This is a genomic window from Beijerinckia sp. 28-YEA-48, from assembly GCF_900104955.1.
In the GTDB taxonomy this organism is placed as follows: Bacteria; Pseudomonadota; Alphaproteobacteria; order Rhizobiales; family Beijerinckiaceae; genus Terripilifer.
The window spans coordinates 1,388,233-1,400,668 of sequence record NZ_FNSI01000001.1 but is presented as its reverse complement, the minus strand read 5'-3'; the positions used below and the strand labels follow the sequence as shown (position 1 = coordinate 1,400,668).

The window sequence follows — 12,436 nt, the reverse complement described above, 5'->3', positions numbered from 1 at the left end:
CGACTTTTGACGAACGACGACTTGGCAGTTATCGATGCCGCAGCTCCGCTGGCCGATATGCATCGCGTCAACGTTTAATCACTGAAGACCAATAAGGACGAAACGCGATGGATTTCTCGACAATGGTTTTGACGATGTATGTCGCCGTCGAGGACGGTCCGGCGGCGGACGAGCGCGTGCTCGGCATCGCGGTCGAACAGTCCTTGCTGGCGGCGGAACTCGGCTTCAATCCCTGGTTCACGGAGCATCATTTCCGCGGGCCGTGGCATAGCAATCCGATCCAGTTCGCGTCCTATATCGCGCCGCAGATCGGGCCGGATCGCTATCTCGGTTTCGGCGTGCTTTCGATCCCGTATTATCATCCCGTGCGCCTGGTCGAGGCCATGAACCAGCTCGATCAGCTGACCAAGGGCCGCACGCTCTATGGCCTGGGCAGCGGTTTTGCCGGCCTGGAGCCGCTGGGCATGGGCCTTGACGCCGACTATCACAGCTCCGGCCGCGCCGCCGAGGATACGCTCGAGATCATGGAGCGCCTGTGGGACTTCCAAACCGGCGATCCTGAACTCGTCATCGACACGCCGGTCTATAAGGGCACGGTGCGCCGCCGCGTCACCCCAAGCCCATACCGCAAGCGCCATCCAACCGTGATCCGCACGGCCAGCCGGGATTCGTCCGTCATCAAGGCGGCGCAGCGCGGTCTGCCGGCCTTCCTCGGCATCTTCAGTGCTGAATCGCCGCTCGCCGAGCAGATCCGCATCTATCGCGAGGCTCTGGTGGCGGCCAACCATCCGCAGCACGTGATCGACGAATGCCTGCGCTGGTGCACCTGCGACTGGCTTGCCGTCGTCGTCGCTGACACCGACGAAGAGGCCCAAGCGCGCGCCAAGCTGGCCCGGGCCGAACATCTCGCCATGCGCGACAAGTACGTCGCCGAGCACGGTCCGCTGCATGGACCGGTCGTGCGCAAGAAGCCCGAGGAATCGACGCCGGCTGCCTTCGCCGCTGGTGGCGACATGCTCAACATCATCGCCGGCACGCCCGATACGGTCGCTGCCAAAGTGCAGGAACTGGCCGATCTCGGCATCAATCATCTGCTGGTGCGCTTCCTCGGCGAATGGCCGGGCGAGACGCGCTATATCTCGGAAGAGTCGATGCGCTTGTTCGCGCGCGAAGTCATGCCGCGCTTCAAGAGCAGCGCGAAACAGCCGGCGCTCGTCTGATCGACTGATTAGCGGGCGACATCAATTTGGGATGTGCGTGAAAGGCTTAGAGGCGTTTCCGCACATTTCATCTTAGATTTTAAGTTCCATAATATAGATTATGCGAATCAATCCTTCTCTTAGAAGAGGCTCGCATTCGCCTATCCGATTGTCGTGGCATACGCTCTGGCAAACCTATTTCATTGGGTACGGTATCTAGCTACTGTTGAACCAGCGGCCAAAGAGCGGCCAGGTCCTCCTTTATCTCGTCTGCACACAATGATTGTCGGTATAGATCTCGGGACGACCAACTCCCTAATCGCCCTATGGAACGGCAGTTCCCCTGAATTGATTCCCAATGCGCTTGGGGAAACGTTGACGCCGTCGGCGATCAGTATCGCCGACGACGGCTCCATACTCGTGGGGCGCCCGGCCCTCGACCGCTTAATCACCCATCCGGACCGATCCGTCGCTTCATTCAAGCGCTGGATGGGCTCAACCATGGGCGCAACTTTAGCCGGAAAGGTATTCCGGGCTGAAGAACTCTCCGCCCTCATGCTGCGCGCCTTGCGTGACGATGCCGAAAGCCAATTCGGGCAAAACGTTACAGAGGCGATCGTTTCAGTTCCAGCGTATTTCAGCGATCCGCAGCGCAGAGCGACCCTCGACGCCGCGCGGCTGGCTGGTCTCAAGGTCGAACGCTTGATCAACGAGCCGACCGCGGCCGCATTGACGCATGGCCTGCAAGGCACCGAAGAAGGGCATTTCCTCATCCTCGATCTCGGTGGCGGCACGTTCGACGTGTCGCTGCTCCACAAATACGAGGGAATCATGGAGGTGCGCGCCTCGGCAGGCGATTCCATGCTCGGCGGCAATGACTTCAGAGACGTTCTGGTGGAATTGATCGCCACCGCCGCTGGCATCAAGTTCTCCGACGTCAAAGCGGCAGATCAGGCGCGCCTGATGGCCACCGCCGAAGCGGTCAAGCACACCCTGTCGCAACGAGAGCAGGCTGATTGGGACATTCACCTCGACGACAAAGAAACCTGCAAAGGCACGCTCACGCGCGCGTCTTTTGAAGAGCGAGCACAGGGACTGAACGCTCGTCTGCGCGCGCCCATCGAGCGCGCGATTGCTGATGCCAGGCTCGATCCTGCGCAGATCGATCAGATCGTGCTCGTGGGCGGCGCAACGCGCATGCCCCTCGTGCGCACCATGACGGCAAAGCTCTTCGGCCGTTTCCCCCTCATCGATCCGCGACCGGACCATGTCGTCGCACTCGGCGCGGCGATACAGGCCGGTCTCAAGGCCAGGCACGCGGCCCTCGACGACATCGTCATGACCGATGTATGTCCTTTCACTCTGGGAGTAGCGACGGTCGACTTGTCCATGAGAGACGATCTCCTCCTGTCGCCGATCATTGAACGCAATGCGGTCATCCCGATCAGTCGTACAAATCGCTATTTTACTGTCCAGGACAATCAGTCCAAGCTTCAATTCAAAGTTTTGCAAGGCGAGCATCTTCGAGCATCACAGAACATCCAGATCGGGGAAATCTTGGTCGACATCCCCAGGGCGCCGGCGGGGCACGAGTCTGCGGAGGCGCGCTTCACCTATGACGTCAATGGCGCGCTCGAAGTCGAGGTCACCGTAACCTCAACCAAAATGGTCGAACGTCGCGTCTTCCGCAATCAGAGCAATCTCACCGACGACGAGATCAACGCGCGCTTTCGCACTCTCGCGGCCTTGAAGCTGGCCCCACGCGACCAAGCGTCCAACCATGCTCTGATCGCCAGAGCGGAACGCCTCTATGCCGAAAGCCTAGGCGAGCGCCGCACCCTTATCGCTGAACTGGTCGGACAGTTCGAGCGCGAAATCAACGATCAGCATCTTCGCAATGCTGAGGACTTGCGCGCGCGGTTCGCCGCCCTCCTCGACGACTTTGAGCGGAACGTCTTCTAAATGGTCGCAGGCCGATGATCGACTACCCTTGGAACGTGCTCGAGATTGACCCGACACAGGACGAAGCCGTCATTCGGCGCGCCTATGCGACGCGCTTGCGGCAATTCCGCCCCGACGAGGACCCACAAGGCTTCCAGCGGCTGCGGGAGGCCCGAGACGTGGCGATCGAGTGGAGCGCCTTCAACGCCGCGAAACCGGCAACCACAGCGGAGGCCTTACAACGCGAGACCATATCCGTACATTCGGCGCCTGTTATCGATACAGCGGCACAGGTCGAGGCAACCACCCTCTCCTCTCTCATGCAGCAATTCGAACAGTTGACGCGAGAGCAGCACTGGCAGGCGGATGGCATCATACTGGAATGGACGGAGGCTCAGTGGCGAACCTTCATGGGACGCGCCAGCGACCTCGGGATCACAGCGCGCCAGCATTTGCGCGCCGGCCTGGCCATGCGGCTGTTTCCGCTCCTGCCTGAAAACCCCGAAGGCGAAGCCGACGACGCCTTTCGCTCTATCATCGAGATCGTCGCAAGGCTCGAAAACGAGTTTGCTCTTTCAGCCCAGCAGGCATATCTGCTTAAGTTCATCCCTGTAAAATCGGTTGTCGCTTACGATACTTGGTTGCGGTTCGTTCGCCGGCGCGATGCAATGCGAGAACGCGTCAAGCAAGGCGAGTCCGCGTATCTGGACAGTCACGGCAAACTCAGTCTGCCGGTGGAAGATCACGTCCTCCTCGATCCAAGTTCCTATCTCGGATTCGAGATGATAACACGAAGCATCCCTGCCAAGTGGTGGTTCAGCGAGACATTGATTGTTCTGCTTCTTGCGCTCGGACTGTATCACGCAAGCATCAAATCGTTTCTGGGTACGCCCGCCGGCCCCTGGGGTTATTTAGGGACGGTTGTCGTGGTCGGGGCGATTTACGCGCTGTATCGCCTGCGTAACCCCGCCGCCATGCGGCCAATCATTCCCCTGCTCTTCCCGACGAACGCCTGCCTCGGCTACCAGCAACCTCGGCTCGCGATCGGAATGGCACTCCTTTCGATAGCTTTGATCGGCATAGCCTTCGCGCCAAGTCTTTTCCTTCCGGCCATCATCGCCGTTTGCGCAGCCAATATCGCGGCCAGACTGGGCTTGGCCATGATGCTTCCAAGACATGCGAGACGCGCGGTCGTGCGCAAGGCGATGATGGCGGATCGGCAAGACCTGCTGATGCCTCGTGACCGCATGCGCGCGTTCGCCTTCAAGCCGCGACGATGGGCGATGCGTTGGGCTTCGCTCATCGATTTGGTTACCTGTGTCGTCCTTATTTTTGTCCTGGTTCGGCGTTGATGTTTTACGCCGAGATTCATGATCATATGGAATAGCGACGTGTTCGCTCAGGGACCGCCAGAACTGGGAATGTTTTCCAGCCCTGCCAAAATTTCCGCGCCCAAGCAGGCCTGATGACAACTGTCGTCAGACCTGCTTCCCGGATCGTGAAGGGCGAAGCTTCCGCGTGTGACTACGGCTTCATCTTAATCCCGAGGTTCGCGCGCATGTCTTTGAACACGACGCCGATCGCATCCATGACCCGCTTGTCTTGATGGGCCTTGCAGTACTGGATGATCTCGTGTTCCGCCTCCTTCGCCCTCTTCACGTTGAGGAGGTGCTTGCGGGCGAGACCGTTATACCAGCCGCTATACCAGGTGGTGAGCATATCGGCGTCTTCCTGGAAGGTTCCGGCCAATTGCGCGCAAGTCAGTTTCTGAACATCGATATAGCCCTTGTCATCAGCGTAGGCGCCCAATGGGGTCTGAGCACTCGCAGACTGAATCAATGCCGACATCAGGATCGACGCAACGAAGGCCTTACGGATCATATTCATTTCTCCTTTTCTCAGATTGTGCATGGCGAGCCGCGCGAAATCCTCTTTCGCGCAGCTCGCCGAAGAGGTGTCAGCCGGACTCTCAGCCGACCTTCAGGGCTGCTGGAATTGCCCATGTCCCGTTGATGATCGACGGGTCTGTCTCGGTCGGCCAATACATCCGCAGCATCAGGATGAAATCGCCGGGAGGTGCGGGAAGCCAATTCGATTCCTTGTGCTTACCGGGAGAATCCTTCTGGATGTAGAGATCCGTCGACCCGTCTCGATTTGCCTGCAAGTTCTGGCGCGGGCTGATCGAATATCGGTTGAGCGGATTGTCCACGAAGAAGTACTGGTCGTCATACATCGTCAACGACCAGAACCCCTGGACGGGCGGCAAATGACCTTTGGGGAACCGCATGACATACTTGTTCGCCCCGTTATATTTTTTTCCCTCCGCATCCGCCGTCGAGGTCGGATAGACCGCGTCCTGGGGAAGGTTGGCGCCGAGTCCGATTGCGGTCACGAGAGCCCGCATCAAGTAGTCGGTGTCATAGATTCCAGTTTTCGTCGTGAACGCCCAGCCGTTCTCGTTCTTGACCGCCTTGTTGATCTTGAACTGCTGCATAATTCTGTCGAACGCGATCTCAGGAACGCGCTTGGCGGAATCCGCATTGAACTTGCTCTCGTCAAAGTCCTGACCAGGAACGATGCCGATACGCGCGAATTTTGCGATATGAGGCGCATCGGCGGCTGATGGCGGGTTTGCCTTCATCAGCTCGCAAAGCAGCTTGAAGTAGGACACCGCATCTATGCGATTGACCTGGTCGCGCACGGCCGTCTTCATGTCGATGGATAGATCGACCTGACCTGGCGGCGGCGTGTAGGGCTTGCCGTATGCACTGAGCGGAACGAGCCTGCACTCGTCTTGCAGCTTGTGAACGGCAGCGTAGTCTTCCGGCGTACCGGTGCAATAGATTCGGCCGAGGAGCCACACGATGCTGGTCAGCGATTTATATTCCTTCACACCCTCGGGCAGCGTATCCTTCCAGCCCGGACCGGTGATCGCATAGGTCTGCGCTCCAGTGCCGGTCGTGCGTTTGCCCGGAACCTGGAACACGGTCGTCCAGCCGTCGAGCAGCGGCATCACGGAATAGCGGCCCTGCATGTCCGGGATGCTGAGCACCCAGGGCTCCTTGCCGACATCGAAAAAGGCGGTTGTGTAGAGCGTGTCGGCGTTCGGCGCCGTGACATCCTTGAACGAAGCGTCAGGATAGCTGCGCAGCCTGATGATATGCCCCATCGGTCCCCGTGTTCCCACGGGCTCGGCGACATTGGTGATGATCCGCCGGGTCATCTCCATCGTCACCAATGGGTATCCGAAAATGTAAGCGTCGACCGCCAGCCAAAAATCCTCGAGACCTTCGCCAATGCCGTGAAAGGCCCCCTGCGCGAGCGCCGAGCGAGCCATTGCCGTGCCGCCGAGCAAGCCCAATCCGCCGAACGCTGCAGACCGACGAGTGATCTTCATGTATGCCTCTCTAAATTGCCAAGAACCCGACGCGCAGCGGAGATCAACAGCGCATCGTCGCCGTGATCGGCCCGTGCGTGAGCATGTCGTATTGATAGAGCGTGCCGCTGGAGGCGGTTTCGTCTCGCCATTTCGCAGACAGCTGGCGGCAAATCTTGCCATTTTGCGCCAACCCTGACAGGGCGGCCGCTGGATGATGGCCATACTGGGATCTGGAGGGACCTTAGGGCGCGTCTGAAGCCAGGCTATCGCTGTGATTGCGCCGGCGAGCTGATCAATGCGCTCAGCGCCCTTCCCCTCAGCGAGAATTCACAAAACCGGGCGCGGTCAGCCGCGCCAGCTGTTGCGATTGGTCTTCGACAGCTCAGGATATTTGCTGTGACGCTCGCAAGCGCCATTGCGTTCGGAGGGATAAAAACGCTTGCCACGAGAAAAAGAGCGCGACGATGCCAAGCAATCCTGCGCTGATCGGCCGTGTCACAAAGACGCCGACACTTCCTCTGCTGATGATCATCGCCCGCCGGAAATTTTCTTCAAGCATCGGACCGAGGATGAAACCGAGAACAAGCGGCGCCGGCTCCAATTTAAAACGCAGGAACGTATAGCCAAGGACGCCGAAAAAAGCCGTTAGATAAATATCGTCCAAATTATTGTTGATGCTGAAGGTGCCAATGCAGCAAAAGAACAAAATCGCAGGAAACAGAGAGCTGTATTTAATCTTGAACAGGGAGAGCCAATAGCGAACCAAGGGCACTGCGAGCAGCAGCAAGAAGCAGTTGCCGATCCACATGCTCGCAACCAGGCCCCAGAAGAGTTCGGGATGCTTCGTGATCATGCCCGGACCAGGCTGTATGCCATTGATAATGAATGCGCCCATCATCAGAGCCATGACGGCGTTCTCTGGGATACCCAGGCTCATCAGAGGAATGAAGCTGGTTCGCGCCGCGGCCTCATCGGCCGCAGCCTGCCCCGCCACGCCTTCAATTGCACCGGAACCTATCTCGTCTCGATATTTGCTGAATTTCTTATCGAGACCGTAGGCCGCAAACTGAGCGATCACGGGTCCGCCGCCGGGCAAGAGACCGAGGATCGAGCCCACGACACTGCCGCGCAGGGCACTTGGAATGATACGTTTGAACTGCGGCCAGGTCGGCATAAGCTTGATGGCGCCGTTGAATGGTGATCGGTCTTCTTTGTTGTCGAGATTCTTAGTGATCTCAGCAATGCCGAAACAGCCTAAGGCGATGCATACGAGGTTGATCCCGTCATACAGAGATATAAAGCCTAAAGTAAAACGTTCTGTCCCGTTCATCACATCGGTGCCGACCAGCCCAAGCAAAACGCCGACGAAACACATGGCCAAGCCATCAAGGACACTTCCGGTCGTCACAAAACTTACACAGACAAACCCAAAAAAGACCAGCGCGCAATATTCGGTTGGGCCGAATAAGGAGGCAAGGCTGCTCAACGTCGGAGCAAAACACGCCAGCACGATGATAGCGACAGTGCCGCCGATGAAGCTTGATACACCCGCTGTAAAGAGCGCGACTCCCGTTTGCCCTTTCAACGTCATTTGATAGCCGTCGATACAGGCAACGATGCTCGATGCGTGCGGGATCTTCATCGTGATGGCGCTGACGCTGTCGCCATACTGTGCGCCATAATAGATGCCGGAAAGCATGATCAGCGCCCCCGTGGCGGGAAGCGAGAAGGTCAATGGCAATAGAAGGCTAATCGCAGCGAGAGGACCAAGACCCGGCAAAAGCCCCACCACCATCCCAATGAGGCACCCTGCTCCACAGAGCAAAAGGTTCTGAAGCGTCAATGCATGACTGAAGCCGAATATGAGATTGTCAATAATGCCCATGTCTGTGGCTTTCAATAAAGCGGGAGTGGGACACCGAGGAGGTCCTTCATGCCGACGGCAATGACGCAGAGGACCAGTGCAATAACGGCACTCTTCTTTATCGAAAAATCATCGCTAGCTAACGACGCGATCATAACCATCACGCCGATAGCAACGAACATGTTCAGGAATTTGGAGACGAGGGCAAAGCTGACAAAGCTAGCAACGATCAACGCAATGTTCTTGATGCGAAAATCAAGTGGCGCCGGTGCAAGAAACATCGCGCGCGCAATAATCGCAATGCCAATGATGAGCAGAACACCAGCCACGATCAGCGGAAACAAACCCGGCCCAGCGTTGCGAAAGCTACCGAGTTGATATTGGGAAGCCTGAACTATGAAATAGAGCGCCACGGTTGTGAGGAGAATACCCCGTGCCATCTCTCGATTAATCATTCGGCTCCCCCCGCAATTATTTTAGATTTTGATGCATTCCTGCTGCAGGACAAAGAATCGTATTATTTAAAACTGACTTGAACCTGATCTTGAACCTTGCAAACTCTTTCTTGTCACGAGAGATCACCCTGCACCAAGGCTGACAGAGAGGTTGGTTCAACGCGGTTCCCAATGCATATCTGCTTGCCGAAGTGTTTTCGGGAGCCTGCTCGTGCGTGATGTTAGCTCTGTTACACAGGCTCTCGCGCTCTGATCTTGTGCTTATCGCAGCGGGGTTAGGTCGGAGTGCGAGCGAGACAGAAAGGCCCGGACGCTGTCGGGCGAAAGGTCCGCCTAATTGCCCCTGTTCACGGATCTGTGATTTTCAAATACATCGTCATGCTCATCGCTATCGATCCATCACCACGATCGTCGCCGTCATCCCAGCGCTCAGCGTGATGCCGGCCGGTATGTCGTCGATGGCGATGCGAACCGGAATACGCTGGGCCAGGCGAACCCAGCTAAAAGTCGGATTGACGTTGGCCACCAGATCGCTGCCCAAGACATTGTCCCGATCGGTGATGGCGCGTGCCACGCTCTCGACGTGACCACTCATCGCTGGCTCATAGGCCATGAGGCGAATGGAGACTTTGTCGCCGGCGCGAATGCGGCGCAGTTTGGTTTCTTCGAAATAGCCGGCGACGTAATAGGAGTCGCTGTCAACGATTGCCAGCATGGCGCGTCCGGCGGTCGCATAGTCGCCACGGCTCATCAGCAAATTGGTGATGTAGCCATTCACCGGTGCGCGTACCTCCGTCCGAGCAAGATTGAGTTTGGCAACCTTAAAGGCAGCGACCGCCTGATCATAGGCGGCTTGGGCGGCGAGCGCTGCGGTGCGTGCCTGGTTCAGCGCTTCGGCTGAAATGGAGCCTGAACTCAGCTTCTCCCGCCCTGCAAGCTCCTGTTGCTTTTGATCGAGCTGGCTTTTGGCGCCGGCCTGCACCGCCTCGGCTTCAGAAAGAGCGAGCTGATAGCGTGCCGGATCGACGACGAACAGAACATCGCCAATTTTGACTTCCTGATTGTCCTTGACGCGAATATCAATCACCGCCCCGTTCACATCGGGCGTCACCATGACGACATTGGCACGTATGCGGCCATCTCGCGTCCACGGGCTTTCCTCATAGGTGCGCCACAAATACCATCCTGCGATGACAGCCCCGAGGGTGATCGCAAGAGTGAGCGGAATGCGAATCCATGAACTGACATTGGGCATGGGATCGATCTCTCACCAATATTAGAGCGTCGCGCCGACAAAGGCGCTGAGCAGAATGACATAGAGGGCGGTATTGAACAGCGGCGGATGCCAAACGAAGCGGTAGAATCCAGACCAATCCAGCAGATAGCGGATGACATACCAGGCCAGCGCCGTCCCCAGCAGATAGCCGACCATGGGCGGAAAATAGACTCCGTCCAGATTGATTTCCTTGATCATGCCTCGACCGCTCCTATCGATGTCGTGGCCGACGGGGACGGCTCCGGCAATCCGAAGAATCCCGCGTGTTGCCTTAACGTTGTTTCGATTCCGTAGAGCGCTTCAGCGGTCTGGATCAGCAGATCCTCCTCTGGCTGTGCCAAAACGCGGTTGCGAGCGACCTGAAGGAGAGACAGCGGCGATGGCATTTGTCCCTGCCGAGCAGCTTTGTCGAAACACGTAGCCAAGGCCGCGAGAGCTCTGTCGACAGCCCTGGCCGCCGGCCCCGGCAGGAGCAGACGATAGCGCCTGAGCGCGAGAATATTGAGGCCAATCCGGAGACTGGCGAGCCCCCCCTGCATTGCCGCGCGTTGATCGTCGACGAGCGGATCGAGCCGTGTCAGCAGCGCATTGATGCGATCGAACATGCGGCTTTCGAAACTGGCACGGGATTCCGGCGTCTGCCCGCCCGCCACCCGCGCGAGATCGGCTCTGGTGCCGCGCGTCAGACGCTGCACGATCCATTCCGAGCCAAGCGGACGCAGAAGCGCCAAGGCCATCGCGCCGATTCCAATACCGGCCATATAACCGAGGAAGCTGTTTAGAAAGGCGGCGAAGTCGTAGGTCATCTGGTTCGACACGCCCATCAGGCCGCCACCGATGAAGATCGCCGGAATGACGAACGGGACGGCAGCAGGCGCGGTGAGGAAGACGCCACATATGAGATAGAATGGCGCCAATGCGACCACTAGCGCTGGAAACGTATTGAGCGGTGGCAACAGAACGAACAGATAGAAGCCGGCAATCATGGCTCCAACCACACTGACTTTCAGGAACGTCAGTGCCGCCGCCGCTGGATCATCTCGCGCACCCATGATCGCGCACATCACCCCCGCAAAGGTGACGGCCGCCGGCCCGTTGGGCCAAGCGGTTTGAATCCAGAAAGCGCTGGCGATCAAAACTGTGACCGCGGATATGGCACCGCCGATCAAGGCGAACGTCGCATCGCGATACGGTTGAAAGGAGGGCGCTGCGCCCTCCCCCGGAAGACGGATGTTGGCAGCAATGTGCGTGCGGATCCAGATGAGTTCCTGCCACATGGCCAGAATGTCGTTCAACCGCAACAGAATGCTGCGAACGAGGAAGTTTTGCGGATGGCTTCTCAGCGCATGCGCCGGCGGCAGGCGCGATTGGACATCCGCCGCCAGGGACGCTTCCAATGCGGTTTCCTGCCGAGATTGCTCTGATGTCGAAGCATTGGCTGTCTCGGCAACATGGGCAACCACCCGCTCCAACAGCGGCCGAAGCTCTTCCGCCATGGTCGGCTGGTCCCGTTGCAGGATGGCGAAGCGGTCATAGACGGAAACCAGCAGGGCAAGCAGAGACAAGAGCTTGCCTTGAAATTGGCGGATGGCGGAATCGATCACCCGGATCGCCGGCGTATCGAGAGCTGCGAATGTCCGCAGTGAGCCGAGCGAGAGGATCGCCGATATGAGCTGGCGTCGGTCCGCCAGCCCTTTGGCTTCGCCCTCCTGCCCGCGCAATGCATCGGAAACCCATTGCGCCATCGTGGGAAGCGTTGTGGCAAGGGCCTTACGCAGAGCATCGCCGGCCCGGCGTGGAAAAACAACATGATGCATCAAAGCCGCGCAGGCGATGCCGAGCAGAATCTCAAGGCATCGCGCGACGGCAAAATCGAATGCGGTGTCGGGGGCAAGCGCTGCGGGAAGACCGATGATAGCGGCGGAATAGCCGGCCAGCATGCCCGTATAGGCCTGGGGCACGTCGCGCAGGTAAACCGAGACGAACGTGCCGGCACCGATCCACAGAGCCAGAACAAGACAGAACAACTCCGGTGCATTGGAAAAAAGCCCCACGAACACCAGTGACATCACAGCGCCGATGACAGTGCCCAAGATCCGAAAAACGGACTTGGCCAGCACCATTCCGGCCAGCGGCTGCGACACGATGTAAACCGTGGTCAACGACCAGCTGGGTTGGGAGAGATTAAGGTGGAAGGCAATGAATAGCGCCAGCATAGCGGCAACGAACGTTTTGACGGAAAACAAGACGTCGCGCCACGTGAACTGCTGAACGATCTTCAGCATAAGAGACCACCATCCAGAGACATCCGTTCTGAATAGT

General features: G+C 58.2%; 10 protein-coding genes. 3 read left to right on the top strand and 7 right to left on the bottom strand.

Annotated features, from left to right (window positions below):
- Positions 1-107: 107 nt before the first annotated feature.
- The 3 genes from BLW50_RS06540 to BLW50_RS06530 all read left to right on the top strand — a co-directional run bounded on the left by BLW50_RS06540 (position 108) and on the right by BLW50_RS06530 (position 4,492).
- The gene (locus BLW50_RS06540; RefSeq protein ID WP_090699196.1) at positions 108-1,220 is read left to right on the top strand and encodes an LLM class flavin-dependent oxidoreductase; all 1,113 of its coding nucleotides are present in this window, start codon (positions 108-110) and stop codon (positions 1,218-1,220) included.
- A 258-nt stretch (positions 1,221-1,478) separates the two neighbouring features.
- Positions 1,479-3,161 (top strand): Hsp70 family protein, encoded by a 1,683-nt coding sequence (locus tag BLW50_RS06535; protein WP_090699193.1) that lies wholly within the window; start codon positions 1,479-1,481, stop codon positions 3,159-3,161.
- Between the two features lie 14 nt (positions 3,162-3,175).
- The gene (locus BLW50_RS06530; RefSeq protein WP_090699191.1) at positions 3,176-4,492 is read left to right on the top strand and encodes a hypothetical protein; all 1,317 of its coding nucleotides are present in this window, start codon (positions 3,176-3,178) and stop codon (positions 4,490-4,492) included.
- A 172-nt stretch (positions 4,493-4,664) separates the two neighbouring features.
- On the opposite strand, the gene BLW50_RS06525 is transcribed toward BLW50_RS06530, so the two are convergent.
- From BLW50_RS06525 to BLW50_RS06495, 7 genes are all read right to left on the bottom strand, one after another.
- Positions 4,665-5,021, bottom strand: a complete 357-nt coding sequence (locus tag BLW50_RS06525) for an HdeA/HdeB family chaperone (protein WP_090708794.1) — start codon at positions 5,019-5,021, stop codon at positions 4,665-4,667.
- 88 nt (positions 5,022-5,109) lie between these two features.
- A complete protein-coding gene (locus BLW50_RS06520) occupies positions 5,110-6,537 on the bottom strand; it encodes a DUF1254 domain-containing protein (protein ID WP_090699188.1) in 1,428 nt (475 codons plus the stop codon).
- A 364-nt stretch (positions 6,538-6,901) separates the two neighbouring features.
- Positions 6,902-8,404, bottom strand: coding sequence for a tripartite tricarboxylate transporter permease (locus BLW50_RS06515; RefSeq protein ID WP_090699186.1), 1,503 nt, complete (start codon positions 8,402-8,404; stop codon positions 6,902-6,904).
- Positions 8,405-8,415: 11 nt separating this feature from the next.
- Positions 8,416-8,838, bottom strand: a complete 423-nt coding sequence (locus tag BLW50_RS06510; RefSeq protein WP_090699183.1) for a tripartite tricarboxylate transporter TctB family protein — start codon at positions 8,836-8,838, stop codon at positions 8,416-8,418.
- A 388-nt stretch (positions 8,839-9,226) separates the two neighbouring features.
- Positions 9,227-10,093, bottom strand: a complete 867-nt coding sequence (locus tag BLW50_RS06505; protein ID WP_090699181.1) for an efflux RND transporter periplasmic adaptor subunit — start codon at positions 10,091-10,093, stop codon at positions 9,227-9,229.
- Between the two features lie 21 nt (positions 10,094-10,114).
- On the bottom strand, positions 10,115-10,312 hold the full coding sequence (locus BLW50_RS06500) for a DUF1656 domain-containing protein (RefSeq protein ID WP_090699178.1): 198 nt from the start codon (positions 10,310-10,312) through the stop codon (positions 10,115-10,117).
- Positions 10,309-12,399: an FUSC family protein gene (locus tag BLW50_RS06495; protein ID WP_090699174.1), complete on the bottom strand. Its 2,091-nt coding sequence runs from the start codon at positions 12,397-12,399 to the stop codon at positions 10,309-10,311. Before BLW50_RS06495 ends, BLW50_RS06500 begins: the two co-directional genes overlap by 4 nt.
- Positions 12,400-12,436 lie beyond the last annotated feature (37 nt).